The sequence below is a fragment of the Skermanella pratensis genome (assembly GCF_008843145.1).
In the GTDB taxonomy this organism is placed as follows: domain Bacteria; phylum Pseudomonadota; class Alphaproteobacteria; order Azospirillales; family Azospirillaceae; genus Skermanella; species Skermanella pratensis.
Window position 1 is genome coordinate 3892472 of record NZ_CP030265.1, and the last position, 20042, is coordinate 3912513.

Sequence of the window (20042 nt, forward strand, 5' to 3'; positions counted from 1 at the left end):
CGGGGCAGGCCCGATCCTGGCAAGGAAAAGTCAGGCGGCCAAGCGGCGGTACTGGTTTTCGATCGCCTCGATCCCGACGCGGAATTGGGCAAGTGCCGCCTCTGCGTGCACCCTGACCAGATACCAGGCATCCTCGGAGGCACGGCGCGCATCTTCCAGCCGTGCCTCGCAGCGGTTGCGCAGACCGCGCAGTTCATCGAGCGAGCGTTCCAGAAGGAACTTCTGATCACCCGGTACCCGCTCGGCCACGGCACGCAGATTGTCCAACCGTTCAGTCAAGGCCTTCATTTCAAGCGACGAAGCCGATTCGAACCGATCCCTGCTCCGATGTGTCATGAGACCCTCCCAACTACACTCCCCATCGATCATCCACCTGCATTATCCGGGCCACCGCTTTCCCTGCGCCAAGAACCCTAACCGGCACCTTGGTTGCGCCTGTTATTAACCACTCCGTCGATCCTGTATTCCATGCCGCGCTCCGCCGCCTTCGGCCGGAGGACAGGGCAGGATCGACCCTTGTCGGCAACATTGTTTCGCTGACCAACCGTTACAAGCCCCTTTAAGGCGGACGGGAGATCGCAATAATAACTTAACTGCTTTTTTCTCCGTACAGCCAGAACTCGTTGCCGAAGGCCAATAATGGATCAATACTAAAGTAATGATCAGGCTTCAAGACCACCTCCAAAGATTGCTGCATCGCACAAGACGAGGATGAGTATGGCCGTATTTTCAATGCAAGACTTTGATGGACATGAGCAGGTTGTCTTCGCATCCGATCCCGAATCGGGACTGAAAGCGATCATAGCCGTCCACAACACCGCCCGCGGCCCCGCCGTGGGCGGTTGCCGCATGTGGAACTACGCGAGCGAGGATGTCGCGGTTCGCGACGTTCTGCGGCTGTCCCGCGGCATGACCTACAAGAACGCCCTGGCCGACCTGCCCTTCGGTGGCGGCAAATCGGTGATCATCGGCGATTCGCGCGCGGACAAGACCCCCGACCTGATGGCTGCCATGGGCAGGGCGGTCGAACGCCTCGCCGGCCGCTACATCATCGCCGAAGACGTCGGCACGTCGGTCGAGGACATGGCGACGGTCCGCGGCGTCACGCGGCACGTGGCCGGGCTGCGCGACGGCAGCGGCGATCCTTCCCCCGCCACGGCGCGCGGCGTCTTCATGGGCATCCGGGCCGCGGTGGGCCACCGGCTGAGGCGGAACAGCCTGGACGGCCTCCGGGTCAATGTGCAGGGCCTGGGGCATGTCGGCTGGGACCTGTGCCGCCAGCTGGCCGAGGAAGGCGCCCGCCTAGCCGTCAGCGACATCCGCCGCGACACCGTCGAACGGGCGGTCGAAGCCTTCGGCGCGACGCCGGTCGATGCGGAGCGGATCTTCGACGTGGAAGCCGATGTCTTCGCCCCGTGCGCCTTGGGCGCGGTGATCGACGACGAAACCCTGCCCCGCCTGAAGGTGGCGGTGGTCGCCGGGTCGGCCAACAACCAGCTCGCCGAGAGCCGCCACGGAACCGGGCTTGCCCGGCGCGGCATCCTCTACGCGCCCGACTTCGTCATCAATGCCGGCGGAGTCATCAATATCAGCTACGAGTTCGGTCGGAACGGCCGGGGCTATGACCGCGCGGCGGCGTTCAGGCATGTCGACCGTATCCACGATACGTTGCTGGAGATCTTCCAGCGGTCCGATGCGGAGGGGATTCCGACAAACATCGCCGCCGACCGGATCGCGGAGGAACGTTTCCGCCCTTCGAGGGTTGCATAGGCTCGCGAGGCGCACCATGGCGCAGCCTTGGTGCGGCCCGGCTTCGAACGGCGGTATGCGAATGGGAAGGGACTATTCGGCCGCGATGGCGGCTTCTTCAGGAATGGGAGCGGAGCAGGTATTCGCGCAGGACAGCGTGTTGCGATGGTCCGTCACCATTTGGCGCACATAGGGGACGCATTTCCCGCATTGCGGCTTGCATCCCATGCAGGTGAAGAAGCCCGCCGCAGAGCAAACGCCTTCGGCGAGAGCCTGCTTGACCTTCTTCTCGGTAAATCCGTGGCAGATGCAGACATACATGATCGTTTGAACCCAGCCGATGTTGCTCCAATGGTTAGAGCAGGTGAGAATGAGTGTCAATCGCTTAGTTGGCGTCAATCCGCTGTGGTCAAATTCGCCTCATCCGGTCAAATCATAAGCGTGCCGTGGATGAAGAAACCGCTAACTCGGGATGTAAAAAAGGTCGACAAATAAGGCCTGAAGCAAAGGTGACATAAGGGAGGACCGACGAGCCATGAGGAAAATTGTCGCGGCAGCGGCCCTGTCGGCTGCCCTCCTTTTCTCCGGCGGCGCCTACTCGCAGGGCGATCCCGGACGCGTCGGCATCGCGATCTCCTGCGGCTCGGTCGGCATCGAATTCCAGGTCTGCAGTACCGGCGTCGAAGCCTGGGCCAAGGCCACCGGCCACCGGGTCCAGCTCGTCTCGACCCCGAACGACAGCAACGAGCGCCTGGCCCTGTACCAGCAGTTGCTGGCCGCCAAGTCGGGCGACATCGACGTCTTCCAGATCGACGTGGTCTGGCCCGGCATCCTCGCCAACCACCTGATCGACCTGCGCGAGTTCATCGATCCCAAGGTGCTGGAGCAGCATTTCGAGGCGATCGTGACGAACGACGTGGTCGACGACCGGCTGGTCGCCATGCCCTGGTTCACCGACGCCGGATTGTTCTATTACCGGAACGACCTGCTGGAGAAATACGGCCGGCCGCTCCCCACCACCTGGCAGGAGATGACGAAGACCGCCCGGATCATCCAGGAGGGCGAGCGGGCCGCCGGCAGCGACCGCATGTGGGGCTTCGTCTTCCAGGGCCGCGCGTTCGAAGGGCTGACGGTCAACGCGCTGGAATGGCTGGACAGCTTCAACGCCGGAACGATCGTCGACGAGCAGGGCGAGATCACGGTGAACAACTCGCGCGCGGCCGACGCCCTTTCGCTGGCGGCCTCGTGGGTCAACGACATATCGCCGCAGGGCGTGATCAACTACAGCGAGGAGGAAGGCCGCGGCGTCTTCCAGTCCGGCAATGCCGTCTTCATGCGCAACTGGCCTTATGCCTGGCCGCTGCTGAATGCGGAGGACAGCCCCGTGCGGGGCAAGGTCGCCGTGGCGCAGCTTCCCAAGGGAGGGCCGGACGGCAAGCACACCGCCACCTTGGGCGGCTGGCAGCTCGCCGTGTCCAAATATTCGAAACATCCGGAGGTCGCGGCCGATCTGGTCCGCTACCTGACCAGCCTGGAGGAGCAGAAGCGCCGGGCCGTGGTCGGCGGTTTCAACCCGACCATCGATGCCCTGTACAAGGACCAGGAGGTCCTGGCCGCCAACCCGTTCTTCGGCGACCTGTACGAGGTCTTCGTCAATGCGGTGGCGCGCCCGTCGCGGGTGACCGGCGTGCGCTACAACCAGGTCTCGGCGGAGTTCTGGAACGCGGTCCATGCGACGCTGTCCGGCCAGACCGATGCGAAAACGAGCCTCGCGGACCTGGAGCGGACGCTCGACCGGGTCAGCCGCGGCGGCCGGTGGTAGGAGGCGACGATGACGACCGTTTACGACGCGGGACGAGCCACCACCCCGGCGGCGCGCGGCGGCGCCGCTCCGTTCCGCGGCTCCCTGCTGACCCGCCAGCGCCGCCGGGCGGCCTGGCTGTTCCTGGCGCCGATGATCGTGGTCCTGTCGCTGGTCGCGGGATGGCCGCTGCTGCGGACGATCTATTTCTCCTTCACGGACGCGACGCTGTACGACCTCGAATACCACGAGTTCATCGGCCTGCTGAATTTCTACTACCTGGCGATCGACCCGCACTGGTGGCGCGCGGTCTGGAACACGGTGTTCTTCGCCGTGGTGTCGGTCAGCATCGAGACCGTGCTGGGCATGGTCATCGCGCTGACGCTCAACGCGCATATGCCCGGCCGGGGCCTGCTGCGGGCGGCCATGCTGATCCCCTGGGCGATCCCGACCGTGGTCTCGGCCCAGATGTGGGGCTGGATGTATCATGACCTCTACGGCGTGATTAACGAGATCTTCCTGTTCCTCGGGCTGATCGACCAGCCGCGCGCCTGGATCGCCGACCCCGACCTGTCCATGTATGCCGTCATCGCGGTGGACGTCTGGAAGACCACGCCCTTCATGACCCTGCTGATCCTGGCGGCGCTCCAGCTGCTCCCCGGCGAGGTCTACGAGGCCGCGCGGGTGGACGGGATCAACCCGGTGAAGGTCTTCTTCAAGGTGACCCTGCCGCTGATCAAGCCGGCGCTGATGGTGGCGATCATCTTCCGGACGCTGGACGCGCTGCGCATCTTCGACCTGATGTACGTCCTGACCGGCAACAGCCGGGCGACCGCGTCCATGTCGGTCTACGCGCGCCAGCAGCTGGTGGATTTCCAGGACGTCGGCTACGGCTCCGCCGCCTCGACCTTCCTGTTCCTGATCATCGCGGCCTTCACCGTCATCTACATCACCGTCGGCAAGGTGAATTTCGACCAGGGGAGCAAGTGAGCCATGCGCAGCCGCAAGATCATCGGCCGGGTCATGTTCTACGTCCTGGTCGCCTTCATCGTGATCTATACGGTGTTCCCGTTCTACTGGGCGATCGTGTCGTCGCTGAAGGCGGGCTCGGGACTGTTCCAGGTCGAATTCTGGCCGGCCAATCCCGCGTGGGACAATTATGTCGGCGTGTTCCAGGGGCAGCCGTTCGGCCGCAACATCCTCAACTCGGTCATCGTGGCGGTATCGGTGGTCGTGCTGTCGCTGTTCCTCGCGGTCACCGCCTCCTACTCGCTGGGCCGCATCCGGTTCCGCGGCAGGACCACCCTGCTGCTGGTCGTGCTCAGCGTGTCCATGTTCCCGCAGGTGGCCGTGCTGTCCGGCATGTTCGAGCTGATCCGCTGGCTCGGCCTCTACAACAATCTGCTGGGGCTGATCCTGTCCTACATGATCTTCACCCTCCCGTTCACGGTCTGGGTGCTGACCACCTTCATGCGGGAGCTGCCCAAGGAGCTGGAGGAAGCCGCGATCGTGGACGGGGCAAGCCCGTGGGTCGTGATCACCCGGGTCTTCCTGCCGCTGATGGGGCCGGCGCTCGTCACCACCGGCCTGCTCGCCTTCATCGCGGCCTGGAACGAGTTCCTGTTCGCCCTGTCCTTCACCCTGTCCAACGAGATGCGCACCGTCCCGGTCGCCATCGCGCTGATCACCGGCACCAGCCAGTTCGAACTGCCCTGGGGCAACATCATGGCGGCCTCGGTCATCGTCACGGTGCCGCTGCTTGTGCTTGTCATGATCTTCCAGAGAAAGATCGTCTCCGGCCTGACCGCCGGCGCGGTGAAGGGCTGACGGAACGATGGGCGGGAGAAAAGGACCATGACGGAATGGTGGCGCGGCGGGGTGATCTACCAGATCTATCCGCGCAGCTTCAGGGACAGCGACGGCGACGGGATCGGCGACCTGCGCGGCATCTCGGAACGGCTGGACCATGTCGCCGGCCTGGGCGTCGACGGGATCTGGCTCTGCCCGTTCTTCAAGTCGCCGATGAAGGATTTCGGGTACGACGTGGAGGACTACCGCGCCGTCGATCCCATGTTCGGCACGCTGGAGGATTTCGACCATCTGCTGGCGCGCGCCCACGGCCTGGGACTGCGCGTCATCATCGACATGGTGCTGAGCCACACTTCCGACCTGCACCCCTGGTTCCTGGAAAGCCGGGAGTCGCGCGACAGCCCGCGGGCCGACTGGTACGTCTGGGCCGACGCCAGGCCGGACGGCAACCCGCCGAACAACTGGCTGTCGGTGTTCGGCGGCTCCGCCTGGGCCTGGGAGCCCCGGCGCAACCAGTATTACCTGCACAATTTCCTGACCAGCCAGCCCGACCTCAACCTGCATGACGGCCGGGTCCAGGACGCCGTGCTGGATGCCTGCCGGTTCTGGCTGGACCGGGGGGTGGACGGCTTCCGGCTGGATACCGCCAACTTCTACATGCACGACCCGGAGCTGCGCGACAACCCGCCCCGGCCGAGCGGGTCCGGCGCGCTGGAAGGCGTCGCCTCGGTCAATCCCTACGGCATGCAGCGGCATGTCTACGACAAGTCGCGGCCGGAGAACCTGGCCTTCCTGCGCCGGCTGCGCGCCTTGATGGACCGCTATCCCGGCACCATGACCGTCGCCGAGGTGCATGACGACGACAGCACCATGAGGAGCGCCGAGTATGTCGGCTCCCCCGACCTGCTGCACACCGCCTACGGCTTCACGCTGCTGACCGAGCGGTTCGGCGCCGGGGTGATCCGGGGGGCGCTGGAGTCCTTCGAGCGGCAGCCGGGCCGGGGCTGGCCGGCCTGGGCGTTCGGCAACCACGACGTGATCCGGCCGGTCACCCGCTGGGGCAAGGGAGAGGGCGGCGATGGGTTCGCCAAGCTGCTGGTCGCCCTGCTCTGCTCGATCCGCGGCACCGCCTTCCTGTTCGAGGGGGAGGAGCTGGGCCTGCCGGAGGCCGACGTGCCGTTTGACAAGATCCAGGACCCCTACGGCCTGCCGTTCTATCCCCGGTACAAGGGCCGCGACGGCTGCCGCACGCCGATGCCCTGGCGGCACGACCACCCGGCCGGCGGGTTCACCGACGGGACGGCGGAGCCCTGGCTTCCGGTACCGGAGGAGCATCTGCACCGCGCGGTGTCGGTGCAGGAGGGCGACCCCGGCAGCGTGCTGAACTTCACCCGGGGCTTCCTGCGCTGGCGGCGGGAGCACCCGGCGCTGGTGACCGGGGACATCCGCTTCATCGACGCGCCGGAGCCGGTGATCGCCTTCGTCCGGAGCGGCGGGGGCGAGGAGGTGCTGGCGGCCTTCAACCTGGGCGGGGAGCCGGCGGCACTGGAGGCGCCGGGCGGGGTGGAGGCTCTGTCTGGGCATGGGCTTACCGGCACGCTGGACGGAAGGAATATCCGGCTGCCGGGCCACGGCGCCTTCCTGGGGCGTCTATCGGGGACTGACAATAAAACGACGGGAAGGTAATCCGCCAATGGCCGACGTCACGCTGCGCGACGTGCGCAAATCCTTCGGTGGCCTTGAAATCATCCATGGCGTCGATCTCGACATCAAGGACAACGAGTTCACCGTGTTCGTCGGCCCCTCCGGCTGCGGCAAGTCCACCCTGCTGCGCCTGATCGCGGGGCTGGAGGACATCACCAGCGGCGAGATGACCATCGACGGCGTCCGGGTCAACGATCTGCCGCCCAAGGAGCGCGGCATCTCCATGGTGTTCCAGAGCTACGCGCTCTACCCGCACATGACCGTGTACGACAACATGGCGTTCGGCCTGAAGCTGGCCAATTCCGGCAAGGAGGCGATCGACGCCAAGGTGCGGGAGGCGGCCCGCATCCTCCAGATCGAGAACCTGCTGACCCGCAAGCCGCGCGAGCTTTCCGGCGGCCAGCGCCAGCGCGTCGCGATCGGCCGGGCGATCGTTCGGGAGCCCAAGGTCTTCCTGTTCGACGAGCCGCTGTCCAACCTGGACGCGGCGCTGCGGGTGCAGATGCGGATCGAGCTGGCGAAGCTGAAGGAGGACCTGAACGCCACCATGGTCTATGTCACCCACGACCAGGTCGAGGCCATGACGCTGGCCAACAAGATCGTCGTGCTCCGGGCCGGCCACGTGGAGCAGGTCGGCTCCCCGCTGGAGCTGTACCACCACCCGCGCAACCTGTTCGTCGCGGGCTTCATCGGCAGCCCGAAGATGAACTTCATCGAGACCACGGCGAGCGGGATCGACCGCGACAGCGCCACGGTACGGCTTCCAGGCGGCGGCACCCTGACGGTTCCCTCCCGATCGGCCGGCCTGGCGCCCGGCGCCCCGGTCACGCTGGGCTTCCGCCCGGAGCATCTGGTTGCGGCGGAACGGGGCGACGCCGTCCTGGAGGGCAAGGTCTTCGTGGTCGAGCGGCTGGGCGGCGAGACCTATTGCCATGTCAGGACCGCGGACGGCCAGTCGATCGTGCTGCGCACCGACGGCGAGGACACCGTCCGCCCCGGCGAGCAGATCCGCATCGGCATCCCCGCCGGGCCTGCCATCTGTTCGACCGCGACGGCATCGCCCTGGACCGGCTGGAGCGCCACCCCATGGCCGACCAGGAGATGCCCCGGCACGCCCATGCGTGAGGCGGGGTGATGGGATTGTGTACCCCGGGGGTATGTACGCGAATGTCATCATCCGTCAGAGCCGGGTGACGGCAGGAAGCGGCGGCGGTGCGGCTCGTGCCGGGTCCCGGGGTGTCATCGAATGTCATCATCGTCGCTCCATGACTGCTGCCACCCCGGCTTTATAGCATAATTTTCCTATTTATGGAACCTGCCTCCCGATCCGGAGCGGTGGCTGACTTGTGCAGGGCAATCGCTTGAAGGGCTGTCATTGTAGGATTCCCTGGATTGTCGGGATGTGATTCAAAGGAATCTCCTTGAGGAGGAGGTTTCGATGGCGGTTACGGCGGCGGGGACCGGGTTGCTGGCGCACTTCAGTGCGCTGGAGGACCCGCGGCAGAGTGGCAAGGTTTTGTACCCTCTGCCGGAGATCCTTCTGGTCGTGCTATGCGGAACGCTGAGCGGGTGCGACAACTTTGTCGAGATGGCGCTCTGGGGACGCGAGCACCTGAGCTTTCTGCGCAGCTTTGAGCCGTTTGCGCGCGGCATCGCCAGCCACGACACCCTCAACGACGTCGTCCGGGCGCTTGATCCGGCCCTGTTCGAGGATTGTTTCGTCAGCTGGATCAACAGCTTGCGCGGTGCGGCGGGAGCCGAGGAGATCGCCGTGCCGGAGACGATCGCGATCGATGGCAAGACCATGCGGCGCAGCGGCAGCCGGCGGGGTGCCGGACCGCTGCATCTGGTCTCGGCCTGGGCGTGTGGCCAGCGTCTGGTGCTGGCCCAGGAAGCGGTGACCGGCAAGTCCAACGAGATCACCGCGATCCCGCGCCTGCTCGACCAACTGGTGCTCAAGGGCGCCCTGGTGACGATCGACGCCATGGGCTGCCAGCGCGCCATCGCCGAGCAGATCGTTGAAGCCGAGGCCGATTACGTGCTGGCGATCAAAGGCAACCAGAAATCCCTGTATGGCTCGATCCAGCGCGCCATCGCCGAGGGCGGGCCGAGGACGGCTTCGGCCTCGACATGGTGCGGACCGAAGACGCCGATCACGGGCGGAACGAGGTGCGCCGGCACTTCATCCTGCACGACGTCAGCACACTCAACCGGCGCCACGCCTGGCCGGGATTGGGCGCGGTCGGCATGGTCGAGGCCGAGGTCGAGCGCGACGGCAAGACCACCGTCACCCGGCGCTGCTTCCTGTGCTCCCGACCGATGAGCGCTGCTGAGTTCGCCGCCGTAGTCCGCTCCCATTGGCAAATCGAGAATTCGCTGCATTGGGTGCTCGATGTCGTCTTCCGCGACGACCATGCCCGCGTCCGCAAAGGCTATGGCGCTAGGAACATGGGCCTGATCAAGCGTATTGCCGTCAACCTGCTGAAATCCGCCACAGATAAAAACAGCCTCAAGGTCCGTCGAAAAAAAGCTTCCTGGTCAACCGGTTACCTCCACTCCCTCATAATTGGAACTGCCTGAGCGCCTTCAAGCGATTCCCCTGCTGACTTGTGATGTTCCTGTCGAACCCGAAGCGTATGTAAGTATTCAGCGCCATTTCTGCTTATCTATATGAATAAATCCAGTTCGTAGCAGAAAACAGGGCTACGGATCAGCACCTGATGCAGGTCGGGTAAAGCGAAGCGGCACCCGACCTACGCATCTTCTTGGAAAATGTCGATTCATGATGGTGTGCCGTAGGCCGACTTTCCGCATCGACGCTCCGGCCTGGTGTCGGCGTCGGCCTTCGGCCTTCGGCCAAGGCCGACCTACGGTGAATGGCGATAGAAGAGTTCCGGGAGGGACTTGCGCCTACCCAAGGCGGAGCGGATCTCAGGACCCATCCTGGGGCACCGCCTTCAGAGCCGCCCCGGATTCGCCCGGTGCGTTTTCTCGCCGTTTCCTGGTGACCGTTGCCGCGGGAGCTTCGGCCTTCGCGGCGGCCGGACTGTACGGGATTATTCCGCTGCTGAAGATTTCGCTTTGGCACATGGACGCGCGGATCGGGCCGGTGACCGTGGCCTATGAGACCATCGTCGTCGGGGCGCTGGTCCTGGTCGGCGTCGGGCTGTCGTGCTGCGTTCTGCCCCGGCGGAGGCGGGAGGGCGAAGCGTAGGCGCTGGCATGAGCTCCTTTCATCGTCATGACCGGACTTGATCCGGTCATCCACGCGCGAATTTCCCCCCGCCGGTTTGCGCGTGGATGCGCGGGTCAAGCCCGCGCATGAAGGGAAAAGGGGTTCGCAGAAGGAGAACAATTCCCAGCACCGCGATCGTGGTGCCCAGCAGCCGCGGATCAAGTCCGCGCATGATGAGATGTAGACAGGACTCACCCGCGCGAACTCGTCCCGATTTCATCGTAGACACCATTCCCAGACCGAGCCTTCCCAACGATTGATCCCGGCGGGCGGCTGGGCTATGCGGGAGCATCGCGTATCAGGAGCTTGGAGCACCGTGCAAGACCCGTCACCGCAGGACGAAACCCCGGGCGAACCGCTGGGCATGACCGGATACCTGGCGCCCGAGGGGTTCGTGGACGACCTGATCGCCGAGCTGGGGACGTCGCCGAGGTGCATGACCGGCTGGTCTTCGCGCCCGGCCCGGCGCGGCCGGTGAGCTGGGTGGAGAATGTCTGGTACGACCCGGTGCGGCTGCCGGTCGCGTCGATCAAGTCGGCGGCGCGGGAGCTGCGGAGCATCCAGCGGAACTGGGCGCTGTGGCCCGGACTGCATAACGGGCGGGCCAAGCTGATCCAGGAACAGCTTCCCCATGTCTCGGCCAAGCCGCTGGTCTTCCCCTCCCCGGCCCCGACGGCGCCGTTGGGGTCCTGGATGATGGAAAGCGAGAAGTCGCTGATCGCGTCGGCACGCTGCTCCAGCCCGTTCCGCCACGGCGAGGTGGAGTTCGTGGAGAACCGGACCGTGCCGCCGACGCGGGCCTATCTGAAGCTTTGGGAAGCGCTGACCCTGGCCGGCCACATGCCTGGCCCGGGGTCGCTGGCGATGGACCTGGGGTCCTGCCCCGGCGGCTGGACCTGGGTCCTGCACGAGCTGGGCGCCCGGGTCATCAGCGTGGACAAGGCGCCGCTGGCGCCCCATATCGCGGCGCTGCCGCGGGTCGATTATCGCCGGGAGAGCGCCTTCGGCCTGATCCCGTCCGACATCGGGCCGGTGGACTGGCTATGCTCCGACGTGATCTGCTATCCGGAGCGGCTGCTCCGGCTGGTCCGCGAGTGGGTGGACAGCGGCCTGTGCCGCAACTTCATCTGCACCATCAAGTTCCAGGGGCCGACCGACCATGCCGCGACACGCGAGTTCGCGTCGATCCCGGGCAGCCGCGTCGTCCACCTGCATCACAACAAGCACGAGCTGACCTGGATGCTGGTGAACCCCGGAACCTGACCGGATCGCCGGTCAGTGCATGACGCCGTCCCACACCCATTCCGCCACGGTCAGTTCGGCCTGCCGGGGCATGGTGCCGGGGTGATGGTAGCGGTAGACCGCCAGCGCCGCCTCGAAGGCGTAGCGTTCCGGCTGGCCGCAGCGGCGCAGCTCGCTGTAGGCGCGCTGGACGGCGGGGCGGCAGCAGGACGACTGGTCGCCGCAGACCGACAGCTTCTTGGAGGGGTTTTCGCTCATCGCTCGCTCCGCCGGGTTGGGGTCTGGGCCCTGGTCATTTCGCGCTGTGCCGCGCGGAGCCTTCCAGCGGCACGCCGTAGAGTTCGAGCCGGTGGCCGAGGAGCTTGTACCCCAGATCCCTGGCGATACGCTGCTTGATGGCTTCCAGCTCGTCGCTATTGAACTCGATCACCTCGCCCGACTGGACGTCGATCAGGTGATGGTGGTGCTCGTCGCGCGCCTCCTCGAAGCGGGCGCGCCCGTCGCCGAAGTCCAGCCGCTCGATGACGCCGGTCTCCTCCAGCAGCCGCACGGTCCGGTAGACCGTGGCGATGCTGATCTTGTCGTCGATGTCCGCAGCCCTCTTGAAGACCTGCTCGACGTCGGGATGGTCCGTCGCGGCCGACAGCACGCGCGAGATGACGCGCCGCTGCTCGGTCATCTTCAGTCCCTTCTCGACGCAAATCTGCTCCAGTCGCGACAGCATGTGGGCTTCGTCCTTCGGGGCTTTCGTCATGATCCATCCATGCCGCAACACGGCCCGGCCACCAAGGAACGGTAGGCCGGGACATGGCTGAAATCATAGGCCCAGATCGCGGCGGCGCGCCAGTCCATGCACCCATGGTTGCCCGTGCGACCGATTCCCGCACCGCACCATAGGCTGCGCCTCCTCCGGTCAGCCGAACAGGGCGTCGATCGCGGACTGGTTCAACGGATGGGGCGGCTCCTCCCCCCCGGGGTCGGCGGCGACGGCGGGAGGGCTCTTCCGAACCGGGGCCGGGGGGAGGTCGGGAGGTCCGCCCAAGGCGGCGGCGACCGCGGGGGGAGCCGTCGCCAGGCCGGACATCAGGTCGTCCACCTCGTTCTGGCGGATGCCGTCCAGGGAGGGGCCGTGGAGCAGATGGGCGTCCGGCCTGGTGTCCACCGGGTCGCGCGGCATATCCTCCGCCCTGATGTTGTCCACGCCCCAGATGGCGATCATCGATCCGATGCGCTGCTCGATGTAGCGCAGGACGTTGATGACCTTGGTCGTCCGCTGGCCGGTCAGGTCCTGGAACGAGCAGGCGGTGAAGATCTCCATCACCTCGCCTTCGATCATCGAATGCAGTTCCGCGGCTTCGCCCCCGTCCCGCAGCTTGCCGATCATGTCGAGGATGCGCTCGGCCGAGGTCAGGATGTCCGACGAGGCGCGCTCGGTCGAGACGATGATGGCGTCCAGCTCGTTGGTGGCCGTGGAGAAGCGGTCGCTGCCGTCCTCGGTCGGCCGCAGGGCCGCGATCTCCCGCCGGGCGTGGGAGATCGTGGCGCTCATGTCCTGCAGTTCGTGCCGCAGGACCTGGACGCGGTTGACCATGTTGTTGGCGTCCGCCTGCTGCTTCCAGAGATCGCGCAGGTCGGCGACCAGCGACCTCACCTCCTCCGCGACGCCGGTCTGGGCGCGCCGGGTGTGCTCGCGCAGGAACAGTCGGCCCCGCGGCGTCCGCGAAATGAACTCCTCGATCTGCTGGAAATCGCCCTCGGGCAGATGCCCACCTTCAGTCATGACCACCCTCCAGGCCCTTCGACCACATCCGCAGCCGGTCGAACAGGTCAGTTCATATAGCTGGCGCCCGAAGAGGTAATCAATATTCTCCAGGGCGTCGCAAGTGGAAATCTTCCTGGTCCGCGTGTGAAGAGGGCCTTTCAGCATAGGCATCGGCCACAGGTCCGGCCGGGTGGGCGGATGGATGCACACCTGTTTGTGTCACAGTTTCAGCGTTTTTTAATAGACCACTACTAGGTTGTTGCACCATACGCTGCATGTGGGGTTCGACGGGTGCTGGAACTGGATCTGAGAGTGGAGCGCCAGAGCGCCGCTCTGGGGGCGCTCGCGCGGCATGACTGCTTCGTCCGCGCCGACCTGGCCGTCTGCCTGCGCCGGATCAACTGCGTCGCGGTCGAGACGCTGGAAGTCGCCCGGTCGAGCATCTGGCTGCTGAACGAGGACGGCACGGCCCTGGTCTGCGCCGACCATTACGACGTATCGAGCGCAGCGGACAACAACGGACAGATCCTGGAGCGGGCCGACTATCCCAATTACTTCCGGTCGATCCTCCAGGACCGCGTCATCGCCGCCACCGATGCCCAGACCGACCCCCGGACCTGCGAGTTCACGGAGTCCTACCTCATCCCGCTGGGCATCGCCTCGATGCTCGACGCGCCGATCCTGTTCGGCGGGCGCATCGTGGGCGTGCTGTGCGTCGAGCATATCGGCCTGCCGCGCTGCTGGCCGCGCGACGAGCAGGTCTTCACCGCCTCCCTCGGGGACTTCGTGGCCATGGCCCTCGCCGCCGAGGAGCGGAACCGTGCCGAATCGGCCCTGCGCCGGGCCGAGGAACGCTATCGCAGCATCTTCGAGAATGCGATCGAAGGGCTTTTCCAGATGTGCCCGGACGGCCGCTTCACCGACGTCAACCCGGCCATGGCCCGCATGCTGGGCTTCGCCGACGCCGCCGGCTTCCTGGCCGCGCGCGGGCCGGTCGGAACGCCGCTCTTCGTCGATCCCGGCCGCCGCGCGGAGCTGATGCGGCTGGTCGACGCCCAGGACCGGGTGGTCGGCTTCGAGGCGGAACTGTACCGCCGCGACGGCCCGGTGATCTGGGGCGGCTTCAGCATCCGGACGGTGCGCGGCGCCGACGGCCGGGTCCTGCGCCTGGAAGGATCGCTGGAGGACGTGACCCTGCGCCGCCGGGCCGAGGACCAGCTCGCCCACGTGGCTCTCCATGACGGGCTGACCAACCTGCCCAACCGCGCCCTGTTCATGGACCGCCTGACGCAGAGCCTGGCCCGCGCCCGGCTTTCGAGGATCGGCACGGCGGCGGTCATGCTGCTCGACATGGACCGGTTCAGCCTGATCAACGACAGCCTGGGCCACGCGGCCGGCGACCGGCTGCTGATCGACCTGACGTGCCGGCTGACCGCGTGCATGCGTCCGGGGGATACCCTGGCCAGACTGGCCGGGGACGAGTTCGCCGTGCTGGCGGAGGGGCTGGCCGACCGGGACGCCGCGCTGGACCTGGCCGAAACCCTGAGGTCATGCGTGGCCGGGCCGTTCGTCGTGGCGGCCGACCAGGAGCTTTTCGCCTCCGCCAGCGCCGGCGTCGTCTTCGACGTCGGCGGAGTCCAGGGGCCGGAAGACATGCTGAGGCACGCGGGCACGGCGCTGCACCAGGCCAAGGCGCAGGGGCGCGCCCGCTGCCTCGCCTTCACCGACGACATGCGGACGGAGCCGCTGCTGACCCTGAAGCTCCAGAGCGACATGCGGCGCGCGATCGAGCGCGACGAATTCCTGCTCTACTACCAGCCGATCCTGTCCCTGCCGGACCGCCGGCTGACCGGTTTCGAGGCCCTGATCCGCTGGAACCATGCCCAGAGGGGGCTCATCCCGCCGGCGACCTTCATCCCCATCGCGGAGGAGAACGGCCTGATGACCGACCTGGGCGACTGGGTCACCACCGCGGCCTGCCGGCAGATGCGCATCTGGCAGGACCGCGTCGGCGCACCGGTGCCGCTGTCGCTCAGCATCAACATGGCGCCGACCCAGCTCATCCATCCCGACGCCTTCGCGCTGCTCGACCGCGCCGTCGCGGCGAGCGGCATCGATGTCCGCAGGATGAAGCTGGAAGTCACCGAGACGGCGCTCGCCGGCGACGCCGAGTTGCTCCCGCAGCGGCTGCGGGCGCTGAGGGAGCGGGGATTCCAGATCCTGATCGACGATTTCGGAACCGGCTACTCGTCGCTGAGCCGTCTTCACCGGTTCCCGATCGACGGGCTCAAAATCGACCAGAGCTTCGTCAAGCCGATGCTCTACGATCCCGACAGCGCGGCCATCGTGCGGACCATCGTGGCGCTCGGCAAGGCGCTGGACCTGGACCTGTTCGCCGAAGGCGTGGAGGACGAGGGATCGGCGGCTGAACTGGGGCGCATGCAGTGCGACTTCGCCCAGGGCTACCTGTTCGCCCGGCCGCTGCCGGTCGAGGCCGCCGATGCCCTGGTGGACGAACTGGCCGGGGTACCGGCCGGGCGGTCGGCCGACCATCCGGTCCGGGCGCTCAGCCCAGCTTGACCGCCGTGCCGTTGATGCTGACCATCAGCATCCCGTTTTCCTTGCCGAGCACCTCGTAGTCGAGGTCCACCGCGACCACCGCGTCGGCACCCAGGCGCTTGGCGGCATCCCGAAGGTCCGCCATGGCATGTTCGCGCGCGTCCTTGAGGGCATTCTGGTAGCCTCCGGACCGGCCGCCGACGATGTCGCGGATGCCCGCGAAGAAATCCCGGAAGACGTTGACGCCGATGATCGCCTCGCCCGTGACGACGCCCAGGTAGTCGACGACGCGGCGGCCCTCGACCTGATCGGTAGTGGTAATGATCATCGTGACTTCCTCCGCATTTCCATGTGAACAGCCCCTGACATGGCCGGCGCCGTCAAAGGATCAAGGGCATTCAGCGCAACACCCTGCCGGCAAGAAAAGATCCGGAAGTCCTCATTGGGCGAGACATTTTGACGCTGCGTCAGCACTCCGGCTACCCCGATCGCAGCAACTGGGTACAAATTCCAATATCCCTAGAAAAGTTGTGGTTTGGCGCCGCATCTCGGCTGGGGACGTCGAGGATTACGGCACCCGGTCAGGAGTTCCGACCGGGGTACCGGGCTCGGCCGCGGGAAGCGGCCGTCGCCTCGCCGCAGATGTGCCCAACGGAGGAGACCCATTCTCATGAACCAAAAGCAGCAGGGGCCGAAGCCGGGAGACAGGCTTCTGACGACGGCCACCCGCCTGTTCTGCCGTCACGGCATCAACGCGACCGGCATCGACAGGATCCTGGCCGAAGCCGGGGTCGCCAAGATGACGCTGTACAACCAGTTCGGTTCGAAGGAAGGACTTGTCTTCGCCGTCCTGGAACGCGAGGGCGAGGCCTGGCGCCAATGGTTCCAGAAGGCCGTCGAGGAGCTTCCAGGCTCCCCGGCGGACAAGCTTGTAGGGATCTTCGGCGTGCTGGAGAACTGGTTCAAGCGGGAGGGCTTCTACGGCTGCGCCTTCATCAACGCGGTGGCGGAGCACAACAAGGAGGATCCGCGCATCCGCGCGCTGGCCCAGGCGCACAAGAAGAAGGTCCTGGCGGTGATCCGCGGGCTCGCCGACCAGGCCGGCGTGCTGAGCCCGGAAGGCCTGACCGAGGCAATCGGCATGCTGGTCGACGGCGCGATCATCGCCGCCGTCATCACCGGCACGTCCGATCATGCCCGGCGCGGGGCCGACGCGACCCGCATGCTGCTGGCCTCGCAGCTCTTGGCGAACCAGGCGGTGACAAGCCACGCCCACGCCGCCTGACGGACGCCCCCTGGAAAAGGGACCTCACTGGCCGGCGGCGGTGGACGCGTCGCCGAGCCAGGCTTCCGCGGCCGGATGGAGGGGAACGGACAGGCCGCTCTCCGCCCGCCCGCGGGAGATCAGCGCGCCCGCGGCGCTGCCCGCGGCCATGAAGTCGATATCCTTGAACACGGTATCAAGCAACGTGGTCACTTCCACGTCGGGCATGTTCCGGCGCGCCACCAGCAGGGCCGTCACCGCGACGGTGGGAACCGGTTCCGTCTGCCGGGGATAGGTTCCGGCCGCCAGGGTCAGCGGCACCAGGTTGTCGTCGGAACCACCCAGGGCCTGGATGGCGTCCCGGTCGAGGGGCAGGAACCGGATTCCGCGCTGCGCAGAAAGCCGCTGGAACAGCCGCGCCGGCGCGTTGATGACGCTGACCACGGCGTCGATCTCCCCGGCCACCAGGGCCTCGACCGCCCGGCTCGGCCCCATGCCGGTCACTTCCGCGAAGTCGCCCGGGGCGAGCCCGTGGGCCTGGAGGACGGACCGGGCGGTAAGCAGCGACCCGGACCGCGGAAGCCCCATGTCGATCCGCTTGCCGCGCAGGTCGGCGACCGTCCGGATCTCCGCGTCGGCCGGGACGATGATGTGCACGGGTTCGGGGAACAGGCTGGCGAGCGCCCGAAGCTCGGGGTCCGGCCCGGCCCGTTCGAACAGGCCGTCTCCCCGGGCGGCCATGGCCGCGATGTCGTTCTGCGCCAGCGCCACGTCGGCCGACCCGTCCTGGATCAGGCGCAGGTTCTCCACGCTGCCGTCGGTCGCGATGCCGGCCGATCGCACGCCGTCGGCCGTGATCGAATTGGCGATGGTCCGTGCGATCAGGTGGTACTCGCCGCCTTCCGGCCCGCCGGCGACGACGAAGGCACGCTGGAGCCGGTCGAGCCGCAGCGTGATCTGCCGGTATGCCCCGTCCAGCTCCTCGGTGATGATCGCCCGGGCCTGGCTGGCATCGTCGGCCGGCGGCCCTTCGAACAGGGCCATGATCTGGTCCACCAGGCCGCGGGCGATGGCCGGCGGCCCCGTATTGTCCAGCGGCGGCGGCTGGCTGACCGGCGACTGGGCGACCACGACCGGCCGCCAGTCGCCGTTGGTCCGTTCGAACCCGACGGAGCCGCTGACATTCACCGTGTTTCCGGCCTCGTTGCCGTCGCGCCGGATGCCCTGCAGCCCGTGTTCGGTGGCGCCGAGCAGGTTGGCGAGGGCCGACACGTTCAGCGCTTCCCAGTCGCTGAACGAGTAGTCGCGGAGCACCCGGAGGTCCGCGTTGTAATAGACGATCCTCCGCTCGACGCCGTTGGGGTCGGCGGGCAGCGGGCCGCTGCCGACCCGGTTGAACTCGGAGATCTCGAACACCGGATCGGGGAAGGTGGTGTCGAGCGCGTTCTGGACCGCGCTTCGGACCGCCGCCTCGTCCGGCACCTTTTCGCAGGCGGCCAGAAATCCCAGGGCCGTGATGAGCACCAATGCCCGCGCCAGCGGGCGGAACAGCCTGTCGATCATGGCACGTCCTCCGTCAAAGGCCCAGTTGGGGCAGGCTCATGAAACCCTGGATCACCAGCGCGTTGGCAAGGTCGATCAGGAAAGCCCCGACTATCGGGATGATCAGGAAAGCCTGGGGCGAGTGGCCGTAGCGGCCGGCGACCGCCTGCATGTTGGCGATCGCGGTCGGCGTGGCCCCCATGCCGAAGCCGCAGTGGCCGGCCGACATGACCGCGGCGTCGTAGTTCGACCCCATGATGCGGAACGTCACGAAGTACACATAGACCGCGATCGTGACGGACTGGGCCGCCAGGATGGCCAGGATCGGCAAGGCCAGCGACACCAGTTCCCACAAGCGCAGCGCGATCAACGCCATGGCCAGGAACAGCGACAGCGACACCGTGCCGAGCAGGTCGATGGTGGCGCCGTCGACCTGGCGCAGGCCGGAAAGGCCGAGGCTGTTGCGGATGACGACACCGGTGAAGAGGGTCCAGACGAAGGCGGGCAGCGTCAGGTACTCGTTCTTCAGGACTTGGCCCAGGTAGGTGCCGACCACTACGCATATCACGACCAGGAACAGAGTCTCCAGGAAGCTTTCCGGGCTCAGGCTCCGCACCTCGTCGCCGCCCAACTCGCCGGGAGCCCCCTCATGCTCGGCATCGGCCCGCGCCTTCAGGTTGTTCCGCGAGATCAGCCGCTGGGCGATCGGGCCGCCGATCAGCCCGCCGAGCACCAGGCCGAAGGTGGCGCAGGCCATCGCGACCTCCATGGCGCCCTGGAGATTGTAGTCCTCCCCGAAGCGGGTCGCGTAGGCGGCGCCGGTCCCGTGCCCCCCGGACATGGTGATCGAGCCGGCGAGCAGGCCGGTCAGCGGATGCATGTCGAGGCTGATCGCCGCCGCGACGCCGACCGCGTTCTGGATCACCAGCATGACCACGACGACGGCGAAGAACACCAGGACGGCGCGCCCGCCCTGCATCAGGGTCTTGACGTCGGCGCTCAGCCCGATGGTGGCGAAGAAGGCCAGCATCAGCGGGGTCTGCAAGGACATGTCGAAGCTGATCTCCATGCCGGCGCCGATCCGCAGGCCGGTGATGAGGAACGCCGCGAGCAACCCGCCGACGACCGGCTCGGGGATATTATAGCGTTGAAGGAAGCCGACCTTGGAGATAACCATGCGGCCGACCAGAAGGACCACGATGGCCGCGACCAGCGTGGATACGACGTCGATTTCCATTCCCATCCCCCTCCCTCGCCCGGTCCCACGCCGTAGGGCATAGGCTATTCCGGGGCCCGCGTTGTCCTCAGCTAACCCACGGACGAGGGTGGAAGTGGCAGGAGCGCCGCAAAAGCGGCTAACTTTCCGCCGGAAATA

17 protein-coding genes and 2 pseudogenes are annotated in these 20042 nt (G+C 66.6%); 11 read left to right on the top strand and 8 right to left on the bottom strand.

The features are described from left to right. Nucleotides 1–30 precede the first annotated feature (30 nt). Nucleotides 31–336: a sll1863 family stress response protein gene (locus DPR14_RS17855; protein WP_158046357.1), complete on the bottom strand. Its 306-nt coding sequence runs from the start codon at nt 334–336 to the stop codon at nt 31–33. 396 nt (nt 337–732) lie between these two features. Here DPR14_RS17855 and DPR14_RS17860 point away from each other — a divergent pair, with 396 nt between their 5' ends. After that, entirely contained in the window at nt 733–1770 is a 1038-nt protein-coding gene (locus DPR14_RS17860) for a Glu/Leu/Phe/Val family dehydrogenase (protein WP_343038662.1), read from the top strand. Nucleotides 1771–1842: 72 nt separating this feature from the next. Here the strand turns inward: DPR14_RS17860 and DPR14_RS17865 are convergent, their stop codons facing one another. After that, on the bottom strand, nt 1843–2130 hold the full coding sequence (locus DPR14_RS17865; protein WP_211103810.1) for a (2Fe-2S)-binding protein: 288 nt from the start codon (nt 2128–2130) through the stop codon (nt 1843–1845). Nucleotides 2131–2284: 154 nt separating this feature from the next. Here DPR14_RS17865 and DPR14_RS17870 point away from each other — a divergent pair, with 154 nt between their 5' ends. The 8 genes and pseudogenes from DPR14_RS17870 to DPR14_RS17905 all read left to right on the top strand — a co-directional run bounded on the left by DPR14_RS17870 (nt 2285) and on the right by DPR14_RS17905 (nt 11561). Then, nucleotides 2285–3571, top strand: coding sequence for an ABC transporter substrate-binding protein (locus tag DPR14_RS17870; RefSeq protein ID WP_158046359.1), 1287 nt, complete (start codon nt 2285–2287; stop codon nt 3569–3571). A gap of 9 nt (nt 3572–3580) precedes the next feature. Next, a complete protein-coding gene (locus tag DPR14_RS17875) occupies nt 3581–4540 on the top strand; it encodes an ABC transporter permease subunit (protein WP_158046360.1) in 960 nt (319 codons plus the stop codon). A 3-nt stretch (nt 4541–4543) separates the two neighbouring features. Next, nucleotides 4544–5377, top strand: a complete 834-nt coding sequence (locus DPR14_RS17880; protein WP_158046361.1) for a carbohydrate ABC transporter permease — start codon at nt 4544–4546, stop codon at nt 5375–5377. 27 nt (nt 5378–5404) lie between these two features. Then, on the top strand, nt 5405–7045 hold the full coding sequence (locus tag DPR14_RS17885) for an alpha-glucosidase (RefSeq protein WP_158046362.1): 1641 nt from the start codon (nt 5405–5407) through the stop codon (nt 7043–7045). A gap of 7 nt (nt 7046–7052) precedes the next feature. Further along, nucleotides 7053–8198: an ABC transporter ATP-binding protein gene (locus tag DPR14_RS17890; protein WP_192499010.1), complete on the top strand. Its 1146-nt coding sequence runs from the start codon at nt 7053–7055 to the stop codon at nt 8196–8198. Between the two features lie 396 nt (nt 8199–8594). Next, nucleotides 8595–9640 (top strand): annotated as a pseudogene (locus DPR14_RS17895) (ISAs1 family transposase); the annotation flags it as partial. A gap of 427 nt (nt 9641–10067) precedes the next feature. After that, a complete protein-coding gene (locus tag DPR14_RS17900) occupies nt 10068–10277 on the top strand; it encodes a hypothetical protein (protein WP_158046363.1) in 210 nt (69 codons plus the stop codon). Between the two features lie 385 nt (nt 10278–10662). After that, nucleotides 10663–11561, top strand: a pseudogene (locus DPR14_RS17905) (SAM-dependent methyltransferase). Between the two features lie 12 nt (nt 11562–11573). Here DPR14_RS17905 and DPR14_RS17910 read toward each other — a convergent pair. The 3 genes from DPR14_RS17910 to DPR14_RS17920 form a co-directional block, all read right to left on the bottom strand. Next, nucleotides 11574–11798 carry a hypothetical protein gene (locus DPR14_RS17910; protein WP_158046364.1) on the bottom strand — a complete coding sequence of 75 codons (225 nt, stop codon included), beginning with the start codon at nt 11796–11798 and terminating at the stop codon, nt 11574–11576. 34 nt (nt 11799–11832) lie between these two features. Next, the gene (locus tag DPR14_RS17915; RefSeq protein WP_158048208.1) at nt 11833–12264 is read right to left on the bottom strand and encodes a Fur family transcriptional regulator; all 432 of its coding nucleotides are present in this window, start codon (nt 12262–12264) and stop codon (nt 11833–11835) included. 189 nt (nt 12265–12453) lie between these two features. After that, nucleotides 12454–13320, bottom strand: coding sequence for a protein phosphatase CheZ (locus tag DPR14_RS17920; protein WP_192499011.1), 867 nt, complete (start codon nt 13318–13320; stop codon nt 12454–12456). Between the two features lie 273 nt (nt 13321–13593). Between DPR14_RS17920 and DPR14_RS17925 the strand changes: the two genes are divergently transcribed. Then, the gene (locus DPR14_RS17925) at nt 13594–15882 is read left to right on the top strand and encodes a sensor domain-containing phosphodiesterase (protein ID WP_158046366.1); all 2289 of its coding nucleotides are present in this window, start codon (nt 13594–13596) and stop codon (nt 15880–15882) included. Here DPR14_RS17925 and DPR14_RS17930 read toward each other — a convergent pair. Beyond that, nucleotides 15869–16189, bottom strand: a complete 321-nt coding sequence (locus DPR14_RS17930) for a heavy metal-binding domain-containing protein (protein WP_158046367.1) — start codon at nt 16187–16189, stop codon at nt 15869–15871. The genes DPR14_RS17925 and DPR14_RS17930 overlap by 14 nt on opposite strands. A 342-nt stretch (nt 16190–16531) precedes the next feature. Between DPR14_RS17930 and DPR14_RS17935 the strand changes: the two genes are divergently transcribed. Next, entirely contained in the window at nt 16532–17146 is a 615-nt protein-coding gene (locus DPR14_RS17935) for a TetR/AcrR family transcriptional regulator (protein WP_158046368.1), read from the top strand. Between the two features lie 24 nt (nt 17147–17170). On the opposite strand, the gene DPR14_RS17940 is transcribed toward DPR14_RS17935, so the two are convergent. Both DPR14_RS17940 and gltS read right to left on the bottom strand, forming a co-directional pair. Then, a complete protein-coding gene (locus tag DPR14_RS17940) occupies nt 17171–18688 on the bottom strand; it encodes a TAXI family TRAP transporter solute-binding subunit (RefSeq protein ID WP_158046369.1) in 1518 nt (505 codons plus the stop codon). Nucleotides 18689–18701: 13 nt separating this feature from the next. Continuing rightward, complete coding sequence (gene gltS / locus DPR14_RS17945) at nt 18702–19904, bottom strand: sodium/glutamate symporter (RefSeq protein WP_211103811.1); 1203 nt, start codon at nt 19902–19904, stop codon at nt 18702–18704. Nucleotides 19905–20042 lie beyond the last annotated feature (138 nt).

Excerpts from the sequence above, each read along its gene's own strand:
- DPR14_RS17855 (WP_158046357.1), bottom strand. The coding sequence starts at position 336 with ATGACACATCGGAGCAGGGATCGGTTCGAATCGGCTTCGTCGCTTGAA.
- DPR14_RS17860 (WP_343038662.1), top strand. The coding sequence starts at position 733 with ATGCAAGACTTTGATGGACATGAGCAGGTTGTCTTCGCATCCGATCCC.
- DPR14_RS17870 (WP_158046359.1), top strand. The coding sequence starts at position 2,285 with ATGAGGAAAATTGTCGCGGCAGCGGCCCTGTCGGCTGCCCTCCTTTTC.
- DPR14_RS17875 (WP_158046360.1), top strand. The coding sequence starts at position 3,581 with ATGACGACCGTTTACGACGCGGGACGAGCCACCACCCCGGCGGCGCGC.
- DPR14_RS17880 (WP_158046361.1), top strand. The coding sequence starts at position 4,544 with ATGCGCAGCCGCAAGATCATCGGCCGGGTCATGTTCTACGTCCTGGTC.
- DPR14_RS17885 (WP_158046362.1), top strand. The coding sequence starts at position 5,405 with ATGACGGAATGGTGGCGCGGCGGGGTGATCTACCAGATCTATCCGCGC.
- DPR14_RS17890 (WP_192499010.1), top strand. The coding sequence starts at position 7,053 with ATGGCCGACGTCACGCTGCGCGACGTGCGCAAATCCTTCGGTGGCCTT.
- DPR14_RS17910 (WP_158046364.1), bottom strand. The coding sequence starts at position 11,798 with ATGAGCGAAAACCCCTCCAAGAAGCTGTCGGTCTGCGGCGACCAGTCG.
- DPR14_RS17915 (WP_158048208.1), bottom strand. The coding sequence starts at position 12,264 with ATGCTGTCGCGACTGGAGCAGATTTGCGTCGAGAAGGGACTGAAGATG.
- DPR14_RS17920 (WP_192499011.1), bottom strand. The coding sequence starts at position 13,320 with ATGACTGAAGGTGGGCATCTGCCCGAGGGCGATTTCCAGCAGATCGAG.
- DPR14_RS17930 (WP_158046367.1), bottom strand. The coding sequence starts at position 16,189 with ATGATCATTACCACTACCGATCAGGTCGAGGGCCGCCGCGTCGTCGAC.
- DPR14_RS17935 (WP_158046368.1), top strand. The coding sequence starts at position 16,532 with ATGAACCAAAAGCAGCAGGGGCCGAAGCCGGGAGACAGGCTTCTGACG.
- DPR14_RS17940 (WP_158046369.1), bottom strand. The coding sequence starts at position 18,688 with ATGATCGACAGGCTGTTCCGCCCGCTGGCGCGGGCATTGGTGCTCATC.
- gltS (WP_211103811.1), bottom strand. The coding sequence starts at position 19,904 with ATGGAAATCGACGTCGTATCCACGCTGGTCGCGGCCATCGTGGTCCTT.